Annotated in this window: 23 protein-coding genes; 11 read left to right on the top strand and 12 right to left on the bottom strand. The window is 63.5% G+C overall.

Annotated elements, in window-relative coordinates; all coding sequences use genetic code 11:
* Window positions 1-38: 38 nt before the first annotated feature.
* A complete protein-coding gene (locus tag BTHE68_RS33995; RefSeq protein WP_162070638.1) occupies window positions 39-1580 on the bottom strand; it encodes a DHA2 family efflux MFS transporter permease subunit in 1542 nt (513 codons plus the stop codon).
* 119 nt (window positions 1581-1699) lie between these two features.
* Here BTHE68_RS33995 and BTHE68_RS34000 point away from each other — a divergent pair, with 119 nt between their 5' ends.
* Together BTHE68_RS34000 and BTHE68_RS34005 are read left to right on the top strand one after the other, a co-directional pair.
* Window positions 1700-2143 (top strand): MarR family winged helix-turn-helix transcriptional regulator, encoded by a 444-nt coding sequence (locus BTHE68_RS34000; protein ID WP_162070639.1) that lies wholly within the window; start codon window positions 1700-1702, stop codon window positions 2141-2143.
* Window positions 2144-2274: 131 nt separating this feature from the next.
* A complete protein-coding gene (locus BTHE68_RS34005; RefSeq protein ID WP_162070640.1) occupies window positions 2275-2559 on the top strand; it encodes a DUF4148 domain-containing protein in 285 nt (94 codons plus the stop codon).
* A 295-nt stretch (window positions 2560-2854) separates the two neighbouring features.
* On the opposite strand, the gene BTHE68_RS34010 is transcribed toward BTHE68_RS34005, so the two are convergent.
* The 7 genes from BTHE68_RS34010 to BTHE68_RS34040 form a co-directional block, all read right to left on the bottom strand.
* Window positions 2855-3727: an EAL domain-containing protein gene (locus BTHE68_RS34010; RefSeq protein ID WP_162070641.1), complete on the bottom strand. Its 873-nt coding sequence runs from the start codon at window positions 3725-3727 to the stop codon at window positions 2855-2857.
* Window positions 3728-4030: 303 nt separating this feature from the next.
* A complete protein-coding gene (locus tag BTHE68_RS34015) occupies window positions 4031-4999 on the bottom strand; it encodes a Csu type fimbrial protein (RefSeq protein ID WP_162070642.1) in 969 nt (322 codons plus the stop codon).
* Window positions 4996-7434 (bottom strand): fimbria/pilus outer membrane usher protein, encoded by a 2439-nt coding sequence (locus tag BTHE68_RS34020; RefSeq protein WP_162070643.1) that lies wholly within the window; start codon window positions 7432-7434, stop codon window positions 4996-4998. Before BTHE68_RS34020 ends, BTHE68_RS34015 begins: the two co-directional genes overlap by 4 nt.
* Before the next feature lie 52 nt (window positions 7435-7486).
* On the bottom strand, window positions 7487-8194 hold the full coding sequence (locus BTHE68_RS34025) for a fimbrial biogenesis chaperone (RefSeq protein WP_232078207.1): 708 nt from the start codon (window positions 8192-8194) through the stop codon (window positions 7487-7489).
* Between the two features lie 77 nt (window positions 8195-8271).
* Window positions 8272-8781, bottom strand: coding sequence for a Csu type fimbrial protein (locus tag BTHE68_RS34030; RefSeq protein WP_225936429.1), 510 nt, complete (start codon window positions 8779-8781; stop codon window positions 8272-8274).
* A gap of 167 nt (window positions 8782-8948) precedes the next feature.
* Window positions 8949-9227, bottom strand: coding sequence for a hypothetical protein (locus BTHE68_RS34035; protein ID WP_162070645.1), 279 nt, complete (start codon window positions 9225-9227; stop codon window positions 8949-8951).
* Window positions 9228-9314: 87 nt separating this feature from the next.
* Window positions 9315-10436: an ABC transporter ATP-binding protein gene (locus BTHE68_RS34040; protein ID WP_162070646.1), complete on the bottom strand. Its 1122-nt coding sequence runs from the start codon at window positions 10434-10436 to the stop codon at window positions 9315-9317.
* 178 nt (window positions 10437-10614) lie between these two features.
* On the opposite strand from BTHE68_RS34040, the gene BTHE68_RS34045 reads away from it, so the two are divergent.
* From BTHE68_RS34045 to BTHE68_RS34075, 7 genes are read left to right on the top strand one after another with little or no spacing between them, the layout of a single operon-like run.
* On the top strand, window positions 10615-11985 hold the full coding sequence (locus BTHE68_RS34045) for an ABC transporter substrate-binding protein (protein ID WP_162070647.1): 1371 nt from the start codon (window positions 10615-10617) through the stop codon (window positions 11983-11985).
* A 24-nt stretch (window positions 11986-12009) separates the two neighbouring features.
* Entirely contained in the window at window positions 12010-12939 is a 930-nt protein-coding gene (locus BTHE68_RS34050; RefSeq protein ID WP_232078208.1) for a carbohydrate ABC transporter permease, read from the top strand.
* Between the two features lie 11 nt (window positions 12940-12950).
* Entirely contained in the window at window positions 12951-13802 is an 852-nt protein-coding gene (locus tag BTHE68_RS34055; RefSeq protein WP_174258157.1) for a carbohydrate ABC transporter permease, read from the top strand.
* 32 nt (window positions 13803-13834) lie between these two features.
* Window positions 13835-14815, top strand: a complete 981-nt coding sequence (locus tag BTHE68_RS34060; protein WP_162070648.1) for a sugar-binding transcriptional regulator — start codon at window positions 13835-13837, stop codon at window positions 14813-14815.
* A gap of 22 nt (window positions 14816-14837) precedes the next feature.
* A complete protein-coding gene (locus BTHE68_RS34065) occupies window positions 14838-15584 on the top strand; it encodes an SDR family oxidoreductase (RefSeq protein ID WP_162070979.1) in 747 nt (248 codons plus the stop codon).
* 36 nt (window positions 15585-15620) lie between these two features.
* Window positions 15621-16658 carry an NAD(P)-dependent alcohol dehydrogenase gene (locus BTHE68_RS34070; protein ID WP_162070649.1) on the top strand — a complete coding sequence of 346 codons (1038 nt, stop codon included), beginning with the start codon at window positions 15621-15623 and terminating at the stop codon, window positions 16656-16658.
* A gap of 37 nt (window positions 16659-16695) precedes the next feature.
* On the top strand, window positions 16696-17769 hold the full coding sequence (locus tag BTHE68_RS34075; RefSeq protein WP_162070650.1) for an alcohol dehydrogenase catalytic domain-containing protein: 1074 nt from the start codon (window positions 16696-16698) through the stop codon (window positions 17767-17769).
* Window positions 17770-17787: 18 nt separating this feature from the next.
* Here the strand turns inward: BTHE68_RS34075 and BTHE68_RS34080 are convergent, their stop codons facing one another.
* From BTHE68_RS34080 to BTHE68_RS34095, 4 genes are read right to left on the bottom strand one after another with little or no spacing between them, the layout of a single operon-like run.
* Entirely contained in the window at window positions 17788-18153 is a 366-nt protein-coding gene (locus tag BTHE68_RS34080; protein ID WP_162070651.1) for a VOC family protein, read from the bottom strand.
* Between the two features lie 52 nt (window positions 18154-18205).
* Window positions 18206-19285, bottom strand: coding sequence for an ABC transporter substrate-binding protein (locus tag BTHE68_RS34085; RefSeq protein WP_162070652.1), 1080 nt, complete (start codon window positions 19283-19285; stop codon window positions 18206-18208).
* 23 nt (window positions 19286-19308) lie between these two features.
* The gene (locus tag BTHE68_RS34090) at window positions 19309-20334 is read right to left on the bottom strand and encodes an aldo/keto reductase (protein ID WP_162070653.1); all 1026 of its coding nucleotides are present in this window, start codon (window positions 20332-20334) and stop codon (window positions 19309-19311) included.
* Window positions 20335-20356: 22 nt separating this feature from the next.
* Complete coding sequence (locus BTHE68_RS34095) at window positions 20357-21700, bottom strand: Rieske 2Fe-2S domain-containing protein (protein ID WP_162070654.1); 1344 nt, start codon at window positions 21698-21700, stop codon at window positions 20357-20359.
* Window positions 21701-21834: 134 nt separating this feature from the next.
* Between BTHE68_RS34095 and BTHE68_RS34100 the strand changes: the two genes are divergently transcribed.
* Together BTHE68_RS34100 and BTHE68_RS34105 are read left to right on the top strand one after the other, a co-directional pair.
* A complete protein-coding gene (locus tag BTHE68_RS34100; RefSeq protein WP_162070655.1) occupies window positions 21835-22632 on the top strand; it encodes an IclR family transcriptional regulator in 798 nt (265 codons plus the stop codon).
* 42 nt (window positions 22633-22674) lie between these two features.
* Window positions 22675-23640 carry a PDR/VanB family oxidoreductase gene (locus tag BTHE68_RS34105; protein WP_162070656.1) on the top strand — a complete coding sequence of 322 codons (966 nt, stop codon included), beginning with the start codon at window positions 22675-22677 and terminating at the stop codon, window positions 23638-23640.
* Window positions 23641-24136: the final 496 nt, after the last annotated feature.

Raw genomic sequence — 24136 nt, forward strand, 5'->3', positions numbered from 1 at the left:
CACCGGCGCGGCTATCGTGTCTATCGCGATGGCCGCGCTCAATCCATCGCCGCATGCGGGACGGCTTCATCCGCAGCCGCCTTGCGTGCGGGCCGGATCAGCAGCAACAGCGGCACCACCAGCAGGGTCGCCACGAACATCAGCTTGAAGTCGTTGAGATACGCGATCATCGACGCCTGCTGCGTGATGGTCTGATTCAGCATCGCCATGTCCTGCATCGAGCCGCTCGACAGCACCGACTGCATCGCCGGATTGAACGGCGTCACCTGCGCGGCGAGGTCCGCGTGCGCGACCTGCGTGTTGCGGGTCATCAGCGTCTGCACGACCGAAATGCCGATACTGCTGCCGATATTGCGCATGAGGCTGTAGGTGGCGGTGCCGTCGGCGCGCAGTTCGGGCGTGAGCGTCGAGAACGTCAGCGCCGACAGCGGCACGAACACGAGCCCCAGTCCGAAGCCCTGAATCACGCCCGGCCACACGATATCCGAGGCCGACAGCACGATCGTGTACTGCATCATCTGCCAGAGCGCGAGCGCCGAAATCAGGAACCCCGACAGCAACAGCAAGCGCGCATCGATGTGCTTCAGGAGCCGTCCGGCAATGAGCATCGCGATCATCGTGCCCGCGCCGCTCGGCGCCGTGACGAGACCCGTCGTCGCGACCGGATAGTTCATCAGGTTCTGCAGCATCGGCGGCAGGAGCGCGCGCGTCGCGTACATCACCGCGCCGATCACGAAGATGAAGCAGGTGCCCGTCGCGAAGTTGCGATCCTTCAGCAACTGGTATTTGAAGAACGAACGCTGGCCCGCCGTCGCCGTGTGCGCGATGAAAAACACGAAGGCGAGCGCCGCGAGCAAAGCCTCGATGCGGATCTCCATCGAGCCGAACCAGTCGAGCTGTTCACCGCGATCGAGCATCGCCTGGAACGCGCCGATCGCAAGGCCGAGCGTCGCGAAGCCGAAGGCGTCGAATTTCACGGCGCGCCGGGCGGCCTGCGCGGGCAGAAAGGTCGATACGCCGAACAGCGCGAACGCGCCGATCGGCACGTTGATAAAAAATACCCAGCGCCAGTTGTAGCTGTCGGTGAGCCAGCCGCCGAGCGTCGGACCGAGAATCGGCCCGACCATCACGCCCATGCCCCAGACGGCCATCGCCTGGCCCTGTTTCTCGCGCGGGTTGATGTCGAGCAAAATAGATTGCGACAGCGGCACGAGCGACGCCCCGAAAACGCCCTGCAACAGCCGCGAACCGACGATCTGCGCGAGCGTCTCCGACAGCCCGCACAACGCCGACGCCACCGTGAAGCCCGCAATCGATATGCACAGCAGCCGCTTCACGCTCAACCGGTCCGAAAGCCAGCCGGTGAGGGGCGTCGCGATCGCCGCCGCGACGATATACGAGGTCAGCACCCACGTGATCTCGTCCTGCGACGCCGACAGGCTGCCCTGCATATGCGGCAGCGCCACGTTCGCGATGGTGCTGTCGAGCGTCTGGATCAGCGTCGCGAGCATGATCGCGACGGTCAGCATGCCGCGGTTCAGAGGTGCCGCGGCGCTTTCCGTGGAGACTTCGGAGGACATGGACTGAGCCGCGGGGCGGCGGCTTTGTAAGTAAGGTTATGATAAGCAGGCTTATTATACGGCGCATTTCTGCCGATGAACGTGTGCACGCGTCGAAAGCTCTTACCTATAATCGCGCGATGGAAACCCAACTCGACAAACGCTTCGGCTTTCTGGTCGCGGACGTGGATCGCCTGTGCGGCAACCGGTTCGACGTACTGGCGAAGTCATCGCTCAATCTCACGCGCGCGCAGTGCCGCGTGCTCGCGTATCTCTCGCATTACGGCGAGGTGAACCAGGCGCGGCTCGCGGGGCTGCTCGAAGTCGCACCGATTTCCGCCGGACGGCTGCTCGACCGGATGGAGGAGGGCGGCTGGATCGAGCGCCGCCCGAACCCCGACGACCGCCGCGAACGGCAGGTGAGCATGACCGCGAAGGCGGAAAAGGCGCTTGACCGCGCGCGGCGCGTCGGCGATGAAATCACGTCGGAGGCGCTCGCCGGATTCAGCCGCCAGGAAAGCGAACAGTTGATCGCGCTCTTGCAGCGCGTGCGCGGGAATCTGAGCCGCATCGTCGACCGGTGAACGGGCGGGAAATCGCTCGCGGCCGGTTTTGGCGCGCCATGCTGATGTGCCGCGCGAGGATCGCGGATTGCTGACGCGATCCTCGCAGGCGTCGTTGTCAACTGTCGTCATCCATCTGGAGAAGATCGATCATGAACAAACGCATACCGTTGGCCGCCATCGCCATGTCCGTCGCCGCGCTCGTCGCGATGCCCGTCGCGCAGGCGCAGGACACGGCGGCATCCACGCCGAAGCAGGTCAAGAAAGCCGAACGCAAGGCGGCGCGCGCGAAGAAGAACGCCGAATTGAAAGAACTGGAGAAGAACGGCTATAACCCGGCCGGCGAGCAGACCAACTATCCGCAGAATCTGCAGAACGCGCAGGCGAAGATCAACGCGCAGAAGGCGGGCAAGCCCGCGCCCGCTTCGGCGCCGTAACGGGCGCCGAGCGCGTCGCGCGCTCAATCGAGCTGATACGACAACGTCGCGTTGATCCGCGGACTGCGCGACGTACGCTCGACCGGCGGATCGCCCAGCGCTTTCGCGACCGGCAGATCGATGCTGTAGTGCTGCGCATCGGACCCACGAAAGCCGATTCTCTTCGACGACGTTTTTCGCGCAGCCGTCGCGCAATTTGCTCGACGATGCGTCCTTTCCGGTGCCGTCCGGGGCGCTCTGGAAATCCTGGCTTTACGAGGGCTGCCAGAAGCACTTCACTCCTTGAATCAAGCAATCAAGCCGCATCGGCAAGCCTGATATCCCTCCGCGCCGGCCTGCGCCGCGCCGCCGCACTTGCGAGCCGCGCACCGGGCACGTTGTCGATGCCGAACACCGGCCGCGCCAGAAAGAATCCCTGCGCGAGCACATGCGGCCATTGCGCGATCCATTGCGCCTGCGCGGCCGTCTCCACGCCTTCGACGACGATCGCCACCTTCAACCGCGTCAGAAGCGCAAGCACCGACGAAAACACGATGCGCGCGTTCGGACAACGGGGCGCTTCGGACAGCAGTTCCTTCGCGATCTTCACCGTCCCGAAATCGATCGGCCCGAGCGCGGCGAGACACGAGTAACCCGTGCCGAAATCGTCCATCGCGACACTCACGCCCTTGTTCCTCAACCGTCGCACCACCTTCGGCATCGACGGCATGCGCGTCAGATCCTCGCTCTCCAGCAATTCGAGCTGGATGCAATCCGGCGCGACGCCATGCGTGCGACAGATCGATTCCAGTCGCTCGGCGAAGCCCGGCAACGCCGCAACCGATGGCGGCACGTTCACCGCCACCGCGTAATGTACGCCGCCGCGCGCGCGCCATGCCGCGATCTCGGACGCCACCGCGTCCAGCACGAACCACGTCAGTTCGCGCATGATCTCGGCATCCTTGAACGCCTCGCTGAATGCGCCTGGCAGCAATACGCCGTACTCCGGATGACGCCAGCGAATCAGCGCTTCCATTTGGGTCAGCTCGCCGCTGTCGACTCGGTAGATTCCCTGATAGGCGATGCAGAACTCTCCGGCCTTCAGGCCCTGGAGCACGCGATGCCTGAATGCATGAGCTGAGTTCGGCGCGGCGTTCGCGACAGGCGAGCCGTGTGTCGTTCTTTTCATGCTGTAACCATCCCCTCCAGTTGGTCGTGCATGCGGTCGCACGAGTCGTGCCAGACGCAATATGGGTGCGCAACGAAGCATGCGTTAAGGCCAGAAGCCCGCAGCGCCAACGTTTGCGCCCCGTCGCACTTTGTCACGATTGCGCCATAACGCACCGCGACACGCCGGCAGTTACGTAACGAAACCGTGACGCGTTACGGTTATGTGGGGTGGCGCACATAAGGCAGGAGTGCGTTGTTATGCCGTTTGCAGTATGTGCATGTCGATTCTGGAACATTTGTAATCCCGACTAGTGTCGATACTTCAATACGTGATCGTCGCGACGATCGTATCCATATAGTTACCCGCGCTCGGCGTCGCTTGCGGCAGGACGCGCGCGTAGACAGTGATTGCCTGGCTCGCGCCGGTGCCGGTGCCGGCCACGGTGGCGGTGCCGCCGGTGCCATCGCCCCAGGGGGTCGTGAACGCGGCGTTCTGGTAAAGCTGATAGCGCACCTGCTCGCTGCCGCCGGCCTTCGTCATGCGCCGGTCCGCGACGCTCGCGCCGCTGCCGCTGCCCGCCGAAAGCGCAATGGAGTACGGATCATCGCTGGTGCATGCGACGCTCAGCGTGCCGCTCGCCGATAGCGCGCTGTTCAGCACGCCTGCCGTGCCGAAGTTGATATTGGTCGCGGCGAGCGTGCAATCGTTGATCACGGTCGCCGATACCGTGAACGAAAGCGGATTCGAATTCGCGGTGAGCGTCGAGCATGAGGGCGCAGATAACAAGTACTGCTGATACGTCATTTCGGCCTGCGTCGCACCGGAAAACGTCGACGTATAGACGCCCGCGACAAGCGATGTCTGTCCCGCAGGCATGCGCGCATAGAACGGAATCGTGCGGCTGCCCGACGCGATGCCGAGCGCGAGCGTGAGCGGAATGTCGACCGCGACGGCGCCATAGCTCGCCGAATGGCGCGAGCCCCACACGGTGCTGCCGGTCGTATCGGCGTAGAGGTTGTATTGCAGCGTGTTCGCGCCGTTCGCGGCGAGACGCGGCGCATACGACGCGCCGGCTGTGCCCGTACCGATGTTGATGCACGCGCGCACCGGCAAATTCAGCACGAAACCGGTGCACGTCACCGTGACGGACCCCGATACGCTCGCGCTCGAGGAAGTCGCGGGCGCGATCGAGCCGAAGTTGATGCTCGATATCGACACCGTGCAGACCTGCGCGCGAACGGGCGCGATCGACAGCAGCATCAGTGCGATGAAAAGCGCGAGGCGTGTCATCGCGATACGTCTCCGCAGGTGAACGGCCCGAGCGTCGGCAGGCCGTGGCCTTGCGCCTCGTAAGGCACGCTCGCTTCGCAGTGCTTGCCGGCCACGGACGCATCGAGCATGTTCGAGCGAGCGAGATCGTCGATGAAGGCGAGGCCGTCGTACCCCACCACATAGTGCTTGCCCGTTTCGCGATGCGTAAGCTCCGTGCCCGCCGGCAAGGGCTTGCCGCCCGCATCGACGAGTTGCAGTTGCGCGCCCGTGAAGCCGCGCAGCGGAAAACGCGCAAGCACGCCGGCGCGCGCCTGCGGCGCGAGATTGAGCTGCGTCGTGCCGACGGCGGTATCGGCGGGCAGGTCCAGCGGATCGATCGCGAGATGGTTCGCCTGATACGCGACGAGATCCGGCACGAGCAGATGCCCCGCGCCATTGGTCTTGCCGATCTCGCGGTTCTCGTGCAGCACGGGCACGTTCGCGACGCCATCGGTGGAGACGAGCGCGAAGGCATCGTCGATGCGGCGGCCCGCGAGCACGTCGCCCGCCATCAGCACGAGCGAGCCCGACGCGTCGAGCTCGCCGTACACGCGCGAGTCCACGTTTGCGACGGTCGCGAGCAGATCGCCGTAGCGACCGCGATACGCGCCTTGCGCAAGCGACTGCTGGATGCCGTTCTGGCGCGCGGTCTGCACTTGCCAGCCGAAGCCGCCGCCGTAGTCGGCGGTCTTCGTGACGGCGGCGCCGAAGAGCGGCTTGCCGTGATCGGCGCCCGCATCGACGCTCGCATTGAGCGCGCCGCCGAGCGCAAAACTCAGTGCGACGAACACGCCGGTGTTATGCGTGTCGCCGAAGTCGTGATACACGCTCGCGGAAAGCGACGTGCCGTGCGGCAGCGTCGTCGTGTAAGCGAGCGAGCCGATGCGCGAATCGCCGTAATACGGATCGTCGAGCCCGACGAAGCTCGCGCTCGCGGTGCTGGTCGAACCGAACACGCGCAGCGGCGCGGCAAGCGTCGCGCGATAGGTCGAGCGCGGCACGGGCGTGCCTTCGGCGGAGGCGAGGTCGCTGTAATGCGCGCTCGCCTTTTGGGCTTGCAGATCGATGGAAAGCTCCAGCGTGCGCCATTGCCATCCCGCCGAGACCTGCATGCCGCCGCCGCCTTTGGCCGGCTGCACGACGATGGGCGTCGCTTCGTTCGCGAAGCCGTCGAAGAAGCCGGGCGGATACGCATAGACCTGCGCGGTGTTCGCGCCGCCGTTGCCCGCGCTGCCCGCGAGCGAGACGTTGAACACGCCCGCCTGCCCGATACCGAACAACATGCCGATGCCCGCGTTGTACACGCCGCGTGTCGCTTCGCCGTGGGCTTCGAAGGTGAACGTATCGGTGACGCCGCGCCGCAGCGACGCGGAAATCGACGGATCGCCCGCATAGTCGAACGAGCGCAATGCATACGCACGCCGCACGAAACCGGCTTCGACGGAAAAATCGGTGAGGCCGCGCGCGAGCAGGCGCGCATCGATGTAGAGCGGCACGGTGGTCATCACGCTGCGCCCGAGCACGTCGCGGCTCACGATGACGGCTTCGCCCGCGCCGTTGATGGCCGGCACGGCGTTGATGACGAACGGCCCCGACGGTGCATTGCCGCTGAACTGACGCACGTTGTTCACATAGAGATCGACGGCGCTCGGCACCGCCGCCGAACCGGCGAGCGCGGGCACCGGATACGTGATCAGATCGGGGCGCAGGCCGAAATCGCGCGACACCTGCGCGCCGCCCATGCGTACCGGCCGCGTCCACGTGAGCGACGACGAGATCGTGTCGCCCAGACGCGTCGTCACGAGCGATGCGGTGTCCGAATGCGTCCACGACGTATCGAGCCGCACGTAGCGGCGTCGATCCGCATACCAGTACGCGGTGCCGGTGTTGTCGAGCACGCCGCCGGGATAGAAGAAGCGTTGCTCGCTGTAGAGGCCGTATTGCGTCGGCGAGTTGGTCTGCACGCTCGCTTCGTAGTTGATGACGAGGCCCGTGCCCGTCGCGGTCGTCGGCGGGCGCGCGGGCGTGTTGGCGAGCGAGGCGGGCAGGCGGCGCGCGTCGCTCGCGTCGAAATCGATGCGCTGCCGCTCCGGCCGATACGTATAGCGCAGGCCCGGCACGAAACCGAGCGCGATGCGGCCTTGCGCGTCAGGCTGCAGATCGTCGGTTCTGAGGCCGATGTCGCGCAGTTCGTCGGCGCTCGCGTAGATCATCGTGTCGGTCACGAAGAATTGCGCGATCTTCTGCGTCGACGTGCCGTTGATCGCGACTTCGAGATACAACGCGCCCTGAGCGTTCGATACGGCATTGCCCGCGACCGGCAGCGCGGCTTTCGATACGGCGGCGAGCATCGCGGACATGTCATCGGCTCGCGTCTGCGCGCACATCGACGCGAGCACGCAGAGCGGCGCCATCCAGCGTGTGCGGGAACGTCGACGACGACGAACGTGGCATCGCATCCACGGCTCAGCGATCAGTCGGCGGCCCGCCGACGCTCACGCGCACCGTCACCGGCTCGCCGTTGACGAGCGCATGCACCGTCGCCGAGGTGACGTTCGCGGGCGCGTTGGGCACGGGCCAGCGGCGTGTCGCGCGCGGCAGCGCATAGCCGAGCAGGCCCGCGGACACGGGTGTCGACTGGCCGTTCCCCCAGTCGAGGCGCACGCGGCTCAGTTGCACGTGGAGATCGGTGCGGTTCGACGCGCGCAGCATCAGCGGGGCGCCGTCCTGCGCATCGTTTCGTTCGAGCGTCAGGGCGAGCGGCGGCGCGCGCTCATCGGATGCGCCCACGAACACCGGCACCGAATAGCGCAATTGCATGCGTACGCCCGTCGCCGACGCGCCTTGCCCGTTGGGAATCTCGTCGATCAGCAGGCGGTAGGTCTCCTCGCGCTCGAGCGGCGCGTTGCTCACCCGCAGGATGCGGATCGTCTGATCGCCGTTGGGCGCGATGCGTACGATCGGCGGACTCGCGACGATCGCCGCCGTGCGTTCCAGATGGTCTTCGTCGAGCGACTGCGTCCACGCGAACACGCGCACCTGCGCATTGAGCGGCACGGCGCCGTCGTTGTGCAGCGTGAGCGCGGCGGCGGGTTTGTCGGCGGACAGATCGAGCCGGATCGGCGACACCTGCAACGCCGCCGCCGACGCGACATGCGTCATCGACAGCCCCATGACCGACGCGAAAACGCAAGCGACAGCGCGCCTCCCGAGCCGTCGCGCGGCCCGTTCAAACTGCGGATCGCGCATGCCTAGAAAGTAATGGTCGCGGTGACAGTCGACGTATACGTGCCGGCGGCGGGCGTGTTCTGCGGCGCGACGCGGCCATAGACCGTCAAAGTCTGCGCGGCGCCCGTGCCGGTGCCCGATTGCGTATCCGTGCCGACCGTCTGCCCCCAGACGAGCGTGCGCGCGGCATCCCGATAGAGCTGGTAGCCGACCGTCGGCGCGGGCGTGCCGGTGCCCGAAAGCAGGCGGTTCGGAATGGTCGAGCCGGTGACCGAGCCCGCGTCCAGGCCGACGTTATATGCGGCGCCATTGGAGCAGGTGACCGAAAGCGTCGTGGTCTGGTCGATGTTCGCCGCGATGACGCCCGAATTGCCGAAGTTCAGCGGATTGGCCGCGATCTGGCAATCGTTCTGCAGCGTGAGGGACACCGTGAAAGTGGTGGTGCGGGTGGCCGCGCCGACGCCAGATGGAATGAGCGGCCCGGTGGCCAGCGCGAGTGATACGAATGAAACCGCGATCGACTGACGACGCATTCTTCACCTCGTTATTTTTTTAGGTGTCCGTGCTCGCCAACGTTTGCTTCATCTCCGTCGCTGCGCTGGCGTCTCGGTGGACGCTTTCATTTTTGTTTATTCCTCAGACATAAGACGTGAGAGATTGTAACGATGGGAGGTAATTTCGACCGCATCGAAACGGTCGTTCAGAACGCGATTTCGACGATCGACGGATTTCCTTTGCGCCTTACATCGGCTACCTGAAAGCTCGCGAAGTATTCGCCGGTCAGAATGCGGTACTGTCCGCCCGCCGAGCACGCGACCGCTGGCTGATGCGCGTTGGTGTCGAGCGTGCAGACATCGAAGATGGTGAGCGTGACGGGCAACTCGACGCTGCCGATGGCGGCGCGCGTCGACGATGACGAGCCGATGACGAGCGCGAGCACGATGGCCCACGCCGCGAGCGAGCGAATGGGGAATGCCATGGGGTTCACGGAATGCGGACGAAAGTCTGCGGCGCGCGGATGCGCTGCTTATCCTCGTTTACGGCAGTTTTCCCGTGAACTTGATCGTCAGGCGGTCGCCGTCTGCGCGACCGGCCGCATGCGTTCCAGCGCGCTGCCGTCTTCGCGGAACAGATGAACGTGCCGGATGCTGAAGCCCGCGTTCAGCCGCTGTCCTTCCACCGCTGTCGATTCGCCCGAACCCTTCACCTGAATCACGAGTTCGTTCGGCAAACGCAAATGCAGCAGCGTCTCGCCGCCGAGATGCTCGATCACCATGACTTCGCCGGTGAGACCGCTGTCGATATCGCCGCCGCTCGCTTCGATGAAATGCTCGGGCCGGATGCCGAGCGTGAGCGTCTCGCCCGCCTTCACCGACGATCCCGCGAACGGCAGCGTGAGCGTCTCGCCGCCGGGCAGCTCGATGGTGACGCCCGCCGCATCGACGCGCATCACCCGCACGTCCATGAAGTTCATCTTCGGCGAGCCGATGAAGCCCGCGACGAAACGGTTATGCGGCGTGCGATACAGCTCCAGCGGCGAACCGATCTGCTCGACGCGCCCGTGATTCAGCACGACGATGCGATCGGCCATGGTCATGGCTTCGGTCTGATCGTGCGTGACGTAGATCATCGTCGCGTTGAGTTGCTTGTGCAGCTTGATGAGTTCGAGGCGCATCTGCACGCGCAAGGCGGCATCGAGATTGGAGAGCGGTTCGTCGAAGAGAAAGACTTTCGGCTCGCGCACGATCGAGCGGCCGATGGCGACGCGCTGACGCTGTCCGCCCGACAGCGCGCGCGGACGCCGTTCGAGCAACTGACCGATCTGCAGAATCTCCGCCGCGCGATGCACGCGCTCCTTGATCTGCGCTTCGGGCAGCTTGAGCATGCGCAGCCCGAACGCGATGTTCTCGTACACCGACATGTGCGGATAGAGCGCATACGACTGAAACACCATCGCGACGCCGCGTTGCGATGGTTCGAGATCGGTGACGTCCTCGCCGCCGATCAGGACCTGGCCTGAATCGCTGCGTTCGAGTCCGGCGATGGTGCGCAGCAAGGTGGATTTTCCGCACCCCGAAGGACCGACGAAAACCATGAACTCGCGATCGGTCACTTCGATGTCGATGCCCTTCAACACCTCCACGCCCGCAAAGGTCTTGCGGATCTGCTGCAAATGAACTGCGCTCATACGTGTCTCCTGTGTGCTGCTGCGGCAGCGCAGCATCGGGATGCATCGTCGAATTTGTTCTTGACAACCTGTTCGCGCCAAAATATACAATTGTAAAACCGAAATTACAAGTGAAACGAAGGACGAGGCAGACGAATCCGCAAGCCGTACCCGCTCGATAAAAACCAAGGAGACAGGCATGAAGAAGCGCTTCATCCCGGCCACGCAACTCGGCCCGATCAAACACGTCGCCGCGGTCGCGCTATTGGCGGCGAGCGCGGCGTTCGCCGCCTCGAATGCGCAGGCCTGGACTCTGAAGGAAGCGGCGCAGCCATATTCGGGCACCACGATCAAGGCCATCTTTCTGGATCGGCCGGGCTACAAGGCGGCGCAGCAACTGATCCCGCAGTTCGAGAAAGAGACGGGCATCAAGGTGCGCTGGGACGTGATCCCGTACGAGAACACGCGCGAGAAGGAAGTGCTCAACTTCGTCGGCGGCGGCGATCAGGACATCGTGCTCGTCGACGTGGTGTGGATCGGTGAATTCGCGAGCAACAAATGGCTCGTGCCGATCAAGAAGTTCACCGACGACCCCAAGCTCGCGGACCCGAACCTTAACCTCAAGGGCTTCTTCCCGATCCTGCTCGATTCGTTCGGCACATGGGACAAGGTCGCCTACGGCCTGCCGTTCGATAACTATTCGGGCCTCATGTTCTACAACAAGTGCATGCTGAAGGACGCAGGCTTCGACGAGCCGCCGAAGACCTGGGACGAACTCCTCACCACCTACGCGCCGAAGCTCACGAAGGGCGACAAGTTCGCGTTCGCGCTGCAATCGCGGCGCGGCGAAACGCAATCGGCGGATAGCTTCATGCGCGTGCTGTGGCCGAACGGCGGCTCGCTGCTCGACGCGAAGTTCAAGTCGAACCTGATGTCGCCGCAATCGCAGGCGGGCCTGGAATATCGGCAGAAGCTGATGAAGTACATGCCGCCGGGCATCGTCGATTTCGATCATGCGGAAGCGGTGAATGCGCTCGCGCAAGGTCAGGTCGCGATGATCACCGAATGGTCCGCGTTTTATCCGACGCTTACCGATCCCAGCAAGTCGAAGCTCGGTAACTGTCTCGCGATCACCACCGAGCCCAAAGGCCCTGCTGGTCTGAAGCCCGCGCTCGGCGGCTTCTCGCTCGCGGTGAACGCGAAGTCGAATGCGAAGAAGCAGGCGGCGTCGTGGCTCTTTATTCAATGGATCACGTCCGAAGCCATGGCGAAGCCTTACCTCGAAGCGGGCGGCGTGCCGGCGCGCATGGCTATCTATCAGGACAAGGCCGTGCAGGACAAGTATCCGTTCGTCAAGCCGATGGTCGAATCGTGGCAAGGCGGCGTGCCGGATTATCGTCCGCGCTTCCCCGAATGGCCGGCGGTGTCGGAAGTCATCGGAGAATGGGGCAGCAAGATGATGCTCGGTCAGGTGACGGTGAAGGAGGGCGCGCAGACCATCGGTCAGAAGACCGAGGACATCCTGAAGAAAGCGGGCTATTACGACGGCAAGAAGCCCTTGCTGAAGTAAGTTCAAGGAACCGGAGGCGATCGAATGGCATCACCCGCACTGCACGCGCGAGGACCGCGCAAGCCCGCGCGTTACTTCGGCATCCTGCCGCGTTCGCCCGCCTTCTGGTTCCTGATTCCCGCGATCGCCGCGCTCGCGATCATCGGCGTCTATCCACTGCTGCTCGCGCTCTACAACTCGTTTCATCAGTACAAGCTCGCGGATCTCGCCTCGGGCACGCCATGGGTCGGCGTCGACAACTACATCGCGACGCTGACCGATCCGACCTTCTGGGAAGCACTCGGGCGCACCGCGCTGTTCCTGTGCCTCACGTTGCCGATCGAAGTCGCGCTCGGCCTGTTCGCCGCGCTTCTGCTGCATCGCACGGACTTGCGCTGGATGCGCGCGGTCGCACGTGTGAGCCTCGTGATCCCAATGGCCACGACGTATGCGGTGGTGGGCCTCATCGGGCGTCTGCTCTTCAACCGGCAGTTCGGTGTGGCGAACTATCTGACGGGCTTGCTCGGCATTCCGCCGCAAGACTGGCTCGCGGACCCGACGCTCGCGTTCGTCTCCGTGATGATCATGGATGTCTGGCAGTGGACGCCGTTCTGCGCGCTGATCCTGCTGGCCGGACTCTCGATGGTGCCTAAGGAAGCGGAAGAGGCCGCGCGCCTCGAAACGCCCAAGTGGAGCATGATCCTCTGGCATCTCCAGCGGCCTTACCTGCTGCCGGGCCTGACTGCCATTCTCATTCTCCGTTCCGCCGACATGCTCAAGATGTTCGACGCCGTCTTCACGATGACGCGCGGCGGGCCCGGTGCCGCGACGGAGTTCATCAGCGTCTATATCCAGCGCGTGGGCTTTCGTCTCTTCGATCAGGGCCTGGCATCCGCGCAGGCGATCATCCTGCTCATCCTGACGATCGTGTTGTCACGTCTTTATATCCGTTTCGTGTATCGGGAGGCCGCGTGAGTTCACCGACTTTGCAGACCACGCAACGCGCGAAGCGTGCGCGCGCGGCAAGAAAGCGCGCCACCGTATGGCATTTTCTCGGCCTCGTCGTTGTGTTCATGTCGTCCGTGTTTCCGTTCTACTGGATGGTCACGACGAGCCTGAAAAGCCAGGCCGACGCGCTCGCGTATCCGCCGAAATGGCTGTTCTCGCCGACGTTCCATCACTACTCGGCGGCGCTGTTCGAGCATGACGTCGCTGGCAGTCTCCTGAACTCGCTGATCATCGCGAGCAGCACGACGGTGCTCGCGATCCTGCTCGGCGCGCCCGCGGCGTACGCGCTCGCGCGCTATGAATTCCGCGGCAAGGAAGACCTGTGGTTCTGGTTCATCTCGAACCGCATGGTGAGCCCGGTCGTGCTCGCGGTGCCGTTCTTCCTGATCGCGACGAAGCTCGATCTCGTCGATACCCATATCGTGCTGATCCTGCTCTATCTGACGTTCTCGCTGCCGATCGTCGTATGGATCTGCACGGACCAGTTCCGCAACATTCCCGTGGAACTCGACGAAGCCGCGCGGCTCGATGGCGCATCGCCCTGGCGCGTGTTCTGGCGCATCAACCTGCCGCTCGCGATGCCGGGCATCGTGGTGTCGGCGATCTTCGCGTTCATCTTCTCGTGGAACGATCTGCTCTATGCGCTCGTGCTGACGCGCAGCGACGCGATCACATCACCCGTCGCCGCGACGAGCTACATGAGCGGCTATGAGTTGCCGTGGGGCGAAATCATGGCGACGGGCACGCTGATCGTGCTGCCGATGGTGATCTTCGCATTGCTCGTCTCGGGCCGACTGGTGCAAGGCCTGACGATGGGCGCGGTGAAATAGAATCGCGTCCTTTCAATGAACAACGAAACGACATGAGCAAGAGCGCACCGCCCATCGCCATCGCCGAAGTGGACGATTCCATCGACTCGGAAGAAGAGTTGCAGGCGCGCGTCGCGTGGCACTACTACGTCGGCAATCTGACGCAGCAGGAGATCGCGCAGCGCATCGGCAGCAACCGGGTGCGCGTGAACCGGCTGCTTGCGGCGAGCCGCGAATCCGGCCTCGTGCAGATCACGATCAACAGCAAGATCGCGCCGTGCGTCGCACTGGAGGAGGCGCTCGCGAAGCGCTTCGGCCTCGAATGCGCGGTGGTCGTGCCGAGCGGTGCGAACAACGAAGCGAACAACGCGGCGCTCGGCATCGGCGCGGCCGCGTACTTCGCCAAGCAGATCGTTGCAGGGCAAACCATCGGCCTGGGCTGGGGCCGCACGATCCGCGCCGTGCTGCGCGCGATGCCGCAGCGCACTTATGGCGCGGTGTCGGCGGTGTCGTTGCAGGGCGGCCTGTCGCATTGCCCGAGCATCAACACGTTCGATATCGTGTCGGACTTCGCGAACATCTGCCGCGCCGATGGTTATCTCTTCGCCGCGCCGATCTACGTGAGCAGTCAGAAAGCGCGCGACGTGATCCTCCAGGAAGACACCGTGCGCGAGACCTATGAACTCGCGCGCAATGCCGACCTCGCATTGCTCACCTGCGGCGATCTGACGGAATCGCTCGTGGTGACCTACGGCATCGACAACCCCGAGCAGTTGCGCACGCTGCAAAAGGCGGGCGCCGTCGGCGACATGCTCGGTCATTTCATGGATGAGGACGGCGAGCTGATCGACCATCCGCTGAACCGCCGCACCGTGGCGATCACGCTGGACGATCTGCGCAAGATCAAGCGCGTGATTCTCGTGAGCGGCGGCAAGAAGAAGTTTCATGTGACGCGCGCGGCGTTGCGCGGGCGCTATCCGTCCGTGCTCGTGACCGATGAAGACACCGCGCGACGTCTCTGCGAGGAGCCTTGAAAAGGCCTTGAAAGATGACACCATGACGACCATCGACAGAAACCGCGAGTTCGCGGGCAAGACCGTGCTCGTCACGGGCGCGGGCAAGGGCATTGGCCATGCGACGGTTCATCTGCTGATCGAACGCGGCGCGCGCGTGATCGCGCTGAGCCGCAGCGCCGCCGATCTCGACGCGTTGAAGAACGAGACGGGTTGCGAAATCATCGCCGTCGATCTCGCCGACGCCAACGCGGCGCGCGAGGCCGCGCGCGCCGTGCAGCCCGTCGATCTGCTCGTGAACAACGCGGGCATTGCCGTGCTGGAGCCGTTTCTCAACACGACCATCGAAGCCTTCGATCTGACCATGAACGTGAATCTGCGCGCCACGATGATCGTCGCGCAGGAGTGCGCGAAAAGCATGATCGCGCGCGGCGCGGGTGGATCGATCGTCAACGTATCGAGCCTGTCGGCGAATGTGGGCTTTGCGCTGCACGCGGCGTATTGCGCATCGAAAGGCGGACTCGACGCGCTGACGCGCGTGATGGCCAACGAACTCGGCCCGCACGGCATTCGCGTGAACGCCGTGCTCCCGACCGTCACGATGACGCCGATGGGCGAACGCGCCTGGAGCGATCCCGCCAAATCCGCACCGATGCTGGCGCGCATTCCGATGAACCGTTTTGTTCAGCCGGTGGAAGTGGCGCGCACGATCGCCTATCTACTCAGCGACGATTCGAGCATGGTGAGCGGAGTGAGCCTGCTGGTCGACGGCGGATTCCAGTCCTGCTGATACTGATAGCGCATATTTTCTGTCAAAGGAACGACGATGGAAGCACTGGTTCTAGAGGAAGCAAAACGCATCAGCCTGCGTCCGTTCAGCCTGCCGCAGGTCGTGGGCCCGCGCGACGTGCGTATCAGGATTCATACGGTCGGCATTTGCGGCAGCGACATTCACTACTATCAGCACGGCCGCATCGGGCCCTTCGTCGTGAACGAGCCGATGGTGCTGGGGCACGAGGCATCGGGCACGGTCGTCGAAGTCGGCGAGGACGTGAAGCATCTGAAGGCGGGCGATCGCGTGTGCATGGAGCCGGGCGTGCCGGACATGGAGTCGCGCGCGTCGCGCGAGGGTCTCTATAACCTCGATCCCAAAGTGCGCTTCTGGGCGACGCCGCCGGTGCATGGCTGCCTCGCGCCTTTTGTCGTGCATCCGGCCGCGTTCACGTACAAGCTGCCGGACAACGTGAGCTTTGCGGAAGGCGCGATCGTCGAGCCATTGTCGATCGGCTTGCAGGCCGCCAAGAAAGCGGCGATCAAGCCGGGCGATGTGGCCGTGGTGCTCGGCGCGGGGACGATCGGCATGATGTGCGCGCTCGCCGCGCTCGCGGGCGGATGCAGCCGTGCCATCGTGTGCGATCTCGTGCCGGAGAAGCTCGATCTGATCGGCGGCGTGCGGGGCGTCACGGCGGTGAACATCCGTGAGCAGCGCGCGCTCGATGTGGTGCATGAACTCACGGACGGCTGGGGCGCGGACATCGTGTTCGAGGCGAGCGGCAACGAGAAGGCGTTCGAAGGCATCGTCGATCTGTTGTGTCCGGGCGGCTGCCTCGTGCTCGTCGGCATGCCGCAGCGGGCGATTCCGCTCGATGTCGTCGCGGTGCAGATCAAGGAAGCGCGCATCGAATCGGTATTTCGCTATGCAAACATTTTTCCGCGCGCGATTCAGTTGATCGCCTCTGGCAGGCTCGACGTAAAACCGTTCATCTCGCGGACCTTCCCGTTTGCGGAAGGCATCAGGGCGTTCGAGGAAGCGGCGAGCGGCGTGCCGACCGACGTGAAGGTGCAGATCGTCCTGGAAGCATGAGTTCGCCATTCATCATATAACGACACGGAGATACGTCATGGCCGATTCAGAGATGACGGCGATCGTATGCCGCGCACCGAAAGACTATCGGGTGGAGCGCGTGCAGCGTCCGAGCGCCGCGAGAAACGAACTCGTGATTCGCATCGCCGCATGCGGCATCTGCGCGAGCGACTGCAAATGCTGGTCGGGCGCGAAGATGTTCTGGGGCGGTCCCAACCCGTGGGTGAAGGCGCCGGTCATTCCGGGACATGAGTTCTTCGGTTATGTCGAAGAACTGGGCGAAGGCGCGCAAGAGCACTTCGGCGTGCGGAAGGGCGATCGCGTGATCGCCGAGCAGATCGTGCCCTGCGCGAAATGCCGCTATTGCAAGTCCGGCGAATACTGGATGTGCGAAGTGCACAATATCTTCGGCTTTCAGCGCGAAGTGGCCGATGGCGGCATGGCCGAGTACATGCGCTTTCCGCCGACGGCGATCGTCCACAAGATTCCCGATGGCATCTCGCTCGAAGACGCGGCGATCATCGAGCCGCTCGCCTGCGCGATCCATACGGTGAATCGCGGCGATATCCAGTTGAATGACGTCGTCGTGATCGCGGGGGCCGGGCCGCTCGGCCTGATGATGACGCAGGTCGCGCATCTGAAGACGCCGAAGAAACTCGTCGTGATCGATCTCGTCGAAGAGCGGCTCGCGCTGGCGCACGAATACGGTGCGGACATCACGATCAACCCGAAGACCGACGACGCGCTGGAGACGATCCGCTCGATCACTGACCGCTACGGCTGCGACGTGTATATCGAAACGACCGGCGTGCCGGCGGGCGTGTCACAAGGGCTGGAACTGATTCGCAAGCTCGGACGCTTCGTCGAGTTCTCGGTGTTCGGCGCCGATACGACTGTCGACTGGTCGATCATCGGCGACCGCAAGGAACTCGACGTGCGCGGCGCGCATCTCGGGCCGTATTGTTATCCGATCGCGATCGATTTGCTCGCGCGCGGCCTCGTCACATCGAAGGGCATCGTCACGCACGGCTTCACGCTGGAAGAGTGGGACGAGGCTATCGCGGTCGCGAATTCGCTCGACTCGATCAAGGTGCTGCTCAAGCCGAAATGATTGCGTTCGAAATCCGCGTCAGAAGGGCACTTCGCCCACGTGCCACAGCACGCCCGAAGGATCGAACACGAAGCCGACCTTCATTCCCCAGCTTTGTATCGCGGGCGCGCGAGCGGGGTTGACGGGAAAGCGCTCGCCCAGCGCCTCGGGATTCGTCTCGAGCCACCAGGCGTCGACATCGCGTACGAGCATTTGCAGCATGCAGTTTTCCGCGAATTCCTTCACATAGAAGTTCTGCAGGATGAAGCTGACGCTGCCGGACTTCAGCATCGCGATGTTGTCGTCCTGATGCGTGATGCGAAAGCCCAGTGCTTCGTAGAAGCGTTTGGACAGATCGAAATCCTTGGCAGGAACGAAAGGGCGCAGGGCGAGGAGTTGGTTCATCGTAAAGAATCAGCGTGACGGAAGCCACAGTGTACCGTCCCGCCGATTCATTTCACGAGCCCGATGCGTGCAGGAAGATCTGATTGAACGTCCTGTTCCATTGGCCTCGTTCCTGCATCGTCATGGCCGGATCGACGAGCGCGACGTTGACGCCCTGCATCGGCGAAGCGACATTGCGATTCGTCGGCACATAGTCGCGCGACACGAGAATGCGCTGCGCATCGACCGATAACAGATAGTCATAGAGCAGCAGCGCGGCGGCCGGATGCGGCGCGTGCGTCAAGAGCGCGACGCCGTTCGCGCGGGCCGCCGCCGGCTGCAACACGAACCAGTCGATCGGCGCGCCACGGCGCTTCGCCTGCGCGGGCATGTAGTTGTAGACCTCCAGCGCGAGCGGCACTTCGCCCGCCACCACGAGATTGTTCAGCAACGAATTACCCGTGCGGGCCGCGACGCCGTTCGTATCGACCAGCGTGCGGAAGAACTCGATGCCCTTGTCGCGGCCCATCTGCGTCGCGACTGTCGCGAACCAGTCGGCGCTTTTCGCTTCGATGCCGAGCTTGCCCTTCCAGTGCGAAGCGAGCAGATCGTCGTAGGTCTTCGGCAGATCGGCGGGTTTGATGAGCCGCATGTTGTACGCCTGCACCCAGACCGAGAGCATCGTCGATGCCCATTGCCGATGCTCGGGCACGACATGCGGCGCAAGTTCCGCGAGCACGGGCGATGAAACCGGCGCGAGCAGTTTCTCGCGCCGCAGCGCATCGAGATACGACGAACCGGTGTGCACCGCATCGACGATATAACGATGCCCCTGCGATTCCGCGACGATGCGTTGCACCACTTGCTCGTCGCCCGCGCGCCAGACATTGACCTTGATGCCATAGCGCGATTCGAAAGGATCGATGAGCGGCGCGACATCGGGCTGCGCGATCGACGTATAGAAGTTCAGTTCGCCTTCTTCCTTCGCGGCAGCGAGAATCTTTTCGGCGCGATCCGGACCTTCGTATGACGCCAGCGCGAGATTCGGCTGCGGCTGCGATTCTTTCGCGCAGGCCGCGAGCGGAAGTCCGGCCGCGCCGAGCGCGAAGGTGGCGCCGGCAAGCCGCATCACGTCTCTTCTCGTCATTGTCATGGGGACGCGTACCTCCTTCTTCGTCATGATGACGCCGTTTCCGCGAAATTGCTTTGCCATACGCGTTCGAGCCGGGCGTTGAGCGCGTCGGGAAACGGGCCCATGCCGGAAACCGCGCATAGCTCTTTGAGTTGCTCCATCGAGGAGAATCCGCCGAGCGCGGTCGTCACGCCGGGATGCGCGAGCACGAAACGAAAGGCGGCCTGCGCGAGCGATATGCCCGATTCGCGCGCGAGGAAACTCACGCGCGCGGCGCGCTCGCGCATCGTCCCGGCATCGGCGGCGTTGCCGGACACATCGCGCGCGAGCGGATGATGTCCCTCGCCCGCGATGCTCTGATCGGACAGAAAGCCGCGTGCGAGCACGCTGTAGATCGCGGCGCCCGCGCCGGCCCGGTACGCATCGTCGAGTACGGCGCCGCCGTCCTTGTCGACGGCAAGGTTGGCGGGCAGCACCATGCCCGCGCTCGGATTGAGCAGCGTGTAGGGCACGTTGAGCAGGCTGAACATGCCGGTTGCGAGCAGCTCGCGCACGTAAGGCGCATCGTTGCCGCGACAGACGAAGCCGGCATATCGCACCTTGCCCGCATCGATGACACGCCTCACACCTTCGAGCACGCCGCGTGGCGCGAAGAAATGCTGCACGCCCAGCGTGTGATAGTCGCGGCCAACTGGCGCGCGCATTCCGCACACGGGCGCGTTGTGAACCTGCAGCACGTCGAGATGATCGACGCCCAGTTCTTCCAGACTCGATTCGACAGAGCGCACGACATGTTCGGCGATATCGTCGAGATTCTCCGCGCGTATCTCGACCTTCGAGTTGAGCAGCGGCCGCGCGCGAAGCGTGCGCAGCACGCGGCCCAGATTTGCTTCAGCGCCGATGTAATCGGGCGCGACATCGAAGTAATTGATGCCCGCTTCGAGCGCCGCCTCGACGATGCGCAACTGCTCCTCGAAACTGCCGCGTACCATGAGGCCTGCATTGCCGCCGCAGCCGAAACCGATCTCGGACACCTTCAGATCCGTGCGCCCGATGCTTCTGTATTTCATCGCAAGCCTCTCTCGCGCTCGATCAGGTCGTGCTCGCGCTGGCTTCGCGCGCGGCGATTTCCGCTTCCTCGATGCGGCGATGCAGATCCTTCACGTCTTCGATGATCGGGCCGTAGCGATCCGCATCGTCATTGAAGAAGCCGCGATGATAGAGCTTGCGAAAGTTATGCTTGAGCAGCGGCTTGCTGTAGTCCGGCGCCTCGCCCGAGCCATAGATGATCTCCGGCGATTCGTCGCGCCAGAAGTTGATCGGTTCGAGCCCTTCCTCGACGCGTCGAATCTGCTCGTCGAGCTGCCTGCGCAACAGCACGATGGGAATGTCGGTGCGGCCGAGCAGTTCCTTCGAGCGATCGGTGATTGCGCCTTGTGCGTCCCATACGAGCGCGTCCTGCGCCAGTACGTAATCGAGGATCGGCTTGCCGTTCTCGTCGTGACGCGGCGGCTCGTACCACGGCACGCTGTCCTGCTTCGGCGCGTCGACACCCGGCGGCGCGGCATAGACCTGATAACAGATGTGATACGTGTGCTCGTCGTCGATCGGCACGCGAATCTGATACTCGCTGCGCGGCGCGCCGGTCTTGCCCGTCTGCGTGAAGAACGGAAAGATCACGGTCGAATGTTCGCGCGTGTAGTCTTCGTCCGCGCCCAGCTCCTTCGAATAGCGCACGCCTTTCGAAATGCCATGCTGGCTCGGATTCGCATACAGTTCCTTGATGCCGATGCCGGTCTTCAGCCGCGTATGCAAGGTATGCTCGGCACGCGCGGAGGCTTCTTCGTAACGTCCCTGCTTTTCCAGCACGTACTGGAACATATGACCGTGCGCCCAGGCGCTGTGCGTCGGATCGCCAGTGTTCTCGTGGCATTGCAGCCAGTTGCAGTCGATCTTCATGATGGCGATCTGGCGGATCGCGTTCGGCCATACGAAGAGGTCCCAGCGCGGCAGCGCGGGCGCGGGAAGCGGCCCGAGATATGCGAACACGAGTCCGCCCAGTTCCTGCACCGGATAGGCTTTCAGCTTCTGCTTGATCTCACCGCGCGGCGTGGCTTCCATCGGCCGCTCGACGCACTTGCCGTCTTCGTTGAAGAGCCAGCCGTGATACGGGCAGCGCAGACCGCAGTTATCGGGAATACCGAACTTCAAATCGACGTTGCGATGCAGACAACGATCGCCGATCAAACCGAGCGTGCCGCTTTTGTCCTTGTAGAGCACGAGATCTTCACCGAGCACGCGCACCTTGTGCACCGGGTTTTCGTCGTCGAGTTGCGAATATGGCGCGATCGGAATCCAGTAGCGCCGCATCAGTTCGCCGCCCGGCGTGCCCGGGCCGACGCGCGTGAGTCTTTCGTTCATCGCTGCACTCAGCATGTTCCGTCTCCGTGTTCAGGTGAATGCAGATTAGGGTTCGCCGTGCGTTCTGACAAGCGGCACAAATTCTGTTGGACAGAACCTCTTCCGCGGGCTATAAATTTCGTCATGAACGAATGTGAGGAGACGATGCGATGAACCTCGATCACCCGGCGCAGGCGGCGCATGCCGACGCGTCATTCGATGAAGCGAACGAGATCGACGACAAGCGTCCGCGCGTCGAAGCGGTCGAGCGTTCGCTTGCGATTCTTCAATGCTTTCGCCTGCCGGGCGAGGCGCTGTCGCTTGCGTTGCTCGCGCAGCGCTCGGGCTTTTACAAGAGCACGATCCTGCGGCTGTGCGCGTCGCTCGTGCACATGCGCTTCCTCGATCGCGACGCGAGCGGTCATTTCACCCTGGGTCCGGAATTGCGCCGTCTCGGCGCGTTGAGCCAGGCCGACGTGAGTCTCGAAGATCTGGTGCGTCCCGCGCTGCAGAAGCTGTCGACTTTCACGCGCGAGACTGCGTCGTTCTATGTGCGCGACGGTGACGAGCGCATCTGTCTCTATCGCGTGAATTCGTCGCGTTCGGCGCGGCATCATCTGGACGAGGGTTCGCGTCATCCGTTGAAAGGCGGTGCGGCGGGCCGTGTGTTGTGGGCGTTCGATCCGCAATCGCGCGGCGAGGAAGCGAGCATGCCGGTGCGCGCGCGCGGCTGGGTCGTATCGAAGGGAGACCGCGATCCCGATCTCGCCGCGGTCGCGGTGCCGCTTCTGAACGAGCGCGGCGAACTGCTCGGCGCGCTGACGGTATCGGGCCTGCTCACGCGCTTCACGACCGATCAGGTGAAGGTGTTCCGCAAGATGCTGCTCGATACTGCCGCTGCGCTCAAGCCGCGCTTGCCGATGAAGAGCGTGCTCGCCAGCGTCGCGCATCGCGCCGGACAGGATTGATCTCGCGGCGCGACGACGCCGCACGTATGGAGGAGTGGTTTCATGTCTTTGCAGATGAACGCAGCCGATGCGCCGATGAACATGCGCGTGACGGCCATCCGTTACGCCGCCGACGATATCAACGTCTACGAAATCCGCCGTCCCGACAACGCGGCATTGCCGCGCGCGGAGCCGGGCGCGCATATCGACGTGCATATGCCGAGCGGGCTCATGCGGCAGTATTCGCTCGTGACCGCGGATGGCGATGAGCGCGCGTACCTCATCGGTATCAAGCGCGATCGCGCGAGCCGAGGCGGGTCGCGATTCATGCACGAGCAATTGCGCGTCGGGCAGATGCTCGATATCGGCGGGCCGCGCAATAACTTTCCTCTGTGCGAGACGGCTTCGCATACCGTGTTGATCGCGGGGGGGATCGGCATTACGCCGATCTGGTGCATGGCGCAGCGTCTGATGCGATTGAACCGGTCGTTCGAGTTGCATTACGCGTGTCGTGAGCGGTCTGAAGCGGCATTTCTCGATACCTTGACTGCGTTGCCGCAAGCGCGGTTGCATTTCGATTCTGAGCAGGAAGGTCGCGTGCTTGATATGCCGGGTATCGTTGCTCGTGCGCCCGAAGGCTCGCATTTCTATTGCTGTGGGCCGCAGCCGATGCTGAAGGGCTATGAAGACGCTACCGCTTCGATCGATCAGGAACGCGTGCATGTCGAATACTTCGCGCCACGGGCGGTTGCTGCTTGTGATGGCGGGTTTGTCGTGCAGTTGCATCGCACGGGGCAGCAGTTCGAGGTGCCTGCTGGCAAGACAATTCTGCAGGTTTTGCGCGAAAGCGGGGTTGCGGCGCCTTATTCCTGCGAAGAAGGGATTTGTGGGGCATGTCAGGTGGATGTGGTGGAAGGGACGCCGGATCATCGGGATAGTGTGCTCACTGAGCGTGAGCAGGCTTCTTCGCGGACTATGTTGATTTGTTGCTCTGGGTCGAAGAGTGGGAGGCTTGTGATTGATTTTTGATTTTTTTTTGTCGCCGGATCCCGTTAGCTTGTCGGTCTATTGGCGTTGCCCCTGTGCGGGGCGGCAGTCACTTTCTTTGCTGCTGCAAAGAAAGTAACCAAAGAAAGCAGCTCGAGCCGCCCGCGGTCACACGCAATTTGGGTAGTCTTCTCCTCGCTCGTGGCGTCTGTAGCGAGTGCCCTCGTAGGCCACCTCGGGCTTGGACCGCGCACGGTCTGCCGAGCGAGGACTTTTAAGGCGCTGGTTCAGCACGAAAGAGTTCCGGCACAGCGCTACGCGCTGCCGTTCGGTGTGCAAGGGAAAACCGACGAGAAAAGAGAAACGCAGAAGCACACGCAAACCCGATGGACCGGTCGGCCGCGCAGCGGGCCGGAGCCATTTGGTGCTGAACCAGTCTGTTCCGTGGTGCGATGTGACAGACCGTGCGCGGTCCAAGCCGGATGTGGCCTATGAGGGCACTCGCTACTGAGCCCACCGCATCTGTCAAGCATGGCCA

It is taken from the genome of Burkholderia sp. THE68 (assembly GCF_009938265.1).
GTDB lineage: Bacteria > Pseudomonadota > Gammaproteobacteria > Burkholderiales > Burkholderiaceae > Caballeronia.

What these genes read in the sequence shown, in the direction of transcription:
- BTHE68_RS33995 (WP_162070638.1), bottom strand. Translation starts at nt 1,580, where the DNA reads ATGTCCTCCGAAGTCTCCACGGAAAGCGCCGCGGCACCTCTGAACCGC.
- BTHE68_RS34000 (WP_162070639.1), top strand. Translation starts at nt 1,700, where the DNA reads ATGGAAACCCAACTCGACAAACGCTTCGGCTTTCTGGTCGCGGACGTG.
- BTHE68_RS34005 (WP_162070640.1), top strand. Translation starts at nt 2,275, where the DNA reads ATGAACAAACGCATACCGTTGGCCGCCATCGCCATGTCCGTCGCCGCG.
- BTHE68_RS34010 (WP_162070641.1), bottom strand. Translation starts at nt 3,727, where the DNA reads ATGAAAAGAACGACACACGGCTCGCCTGTCGCGAACGCCGCGCCGAAC.
- BTHE68_RS34015 (WP_162070642.1), bottom strand. Translation starts at nt 4,999, where the DNA reads ATGACACGCCTCGCGCTTTTCATCGCACTGATGCTGCTGTCGATCGCG.
- BTHE68_RS34020 (WP_162070643.1), bottom strand. Translation starts at nt 7,434, where the DNA reads ATGGCGCCGCTCTGCGTGCTCGCGTCGATGTGCGCGCAGACGCGAGCC.
- BTHE68_RS34025 (WP_232078207.1), bottom strand. Translation starts at nt 8,194, where the DNA reads ATGGGGCTGTCGATGACGCATGTCGCGTCGGCGGCGGCGTTGCAGGTG.
- BTHE68_RS34030 (WP_225936429.1), bottom strand. Translation starts at nt 8,781, where the DNA reads ATGCGTCGTCAGTCGATCGCGGTTTCATTCGTATCACTCGCGCTGGCC.
- BTHE68_RS34035 (WP_162070645.1), bottom strand. Translation starts at nt 9,227, where the DNA reads ATGGCATTCCCCATTCGCTCGCTCGCGGCGTGGGCCATCGTGCTCGCG.
- BTHE68_RS34040 (WP_162070646.1), bottom strand. Translation starts at nt 10,436, where the DNA reads ATGAGCGCAGTTCATTTGCAGCAGATCCGCAAGACCTTTGCGGGCGTG.
- BTHE68_RS34045 (WP_162070647.1), top strand. Translation starts at nt 10,615, where the DNA reads ATGAAGAAGCGCTTCATCCCGGCCACGCAACTCGGCCCGATCAAACAC.
- BTHE68_RS34050 (WP_232078208.1), top strand. Translation starts at nt 12,010, where the DNA reads ATGGCATCACCCGCACTGCACGCGCGAGGACCGCGCAAGCCCGCGCGT.
- BTHE68_RS34060 (WP_162070648.1), top strand. Translation starts at nt 13,835, where the DNA reads ATGAGCAAGAGCGCACCGCCCATCGCCATCGCCGAAGTGGACGATTCC.
- BTHE68_RS34065 (WP_162070979.1), top strand. Translation starts at nt 14,838, where the DNA reads ATGACGACCATCGACAGAAACCGCGAGTTCGCGGGCAAGACCGTGCTC.
- BTHE68_RS34070 (WP_162070649.1), top strand. Translation starts at nt 15,621, where the DNA reads ATGGAAGCACTGGTTCTAGAGGAAGCAAAACGCATCAGCCTGCGTCCG.
- BTHE68_RS34075 (WP_162070650.1), top strand. Translation starts at nt 16,696, where the DNA reads ATGGCCGATTCAGAGATGACGGCGATCGTATGCCGCGCACCGAAAGAC.
- BTHE68_RS34080 (WP_162070651.1), bottom strand. Translation starts at nt 18,153, where the DNA reads ATGAACCAACTCCTCGCCCTGCGCCCTTTCGTTCCTGCCAAGGATTTC.
- BTHE68_RS34085 (WP_162070652.1), bottom strand. Translation starts at nt 19,285, where the DNA reads ATGACAATGACGAGAAGAGACGTGATGCGGCTTGCCGGCGCCACCTTC.
- BTHE68_RS34090 (WP_162070653.1), bottom strand. Translation starts at nt 20,334, where the DNA reads ATGAAATACAGAAGCATCGGGCGCACGGATCTGAAGGTGTCCGAGATC.
- BTHE68_RS34095 (WP_162070654.1), bottom strand. Translation starts at nt 21,700, where the DNA reads ATGCTGAGTGCAGCGATGAACGAAAGACTCACGCGCGTCGGCCCGGGC.
- BTHE68_RS34100 (WP_162070655.1), top strand. Translation starts at nt 21,835, where the DNA reads ATGAACCTCGATCACCCGGCGCAGGCGGCGCATGCCGACGCGTCATTC.
- BTHE68_RS34105 (WP_162070656.1), top strand. Translation starts at nt 22,675, where the DNA reads ATGTCTTTGCAGATGAACGCAGCCGATGCGCCGATGAACATGCGCGTG.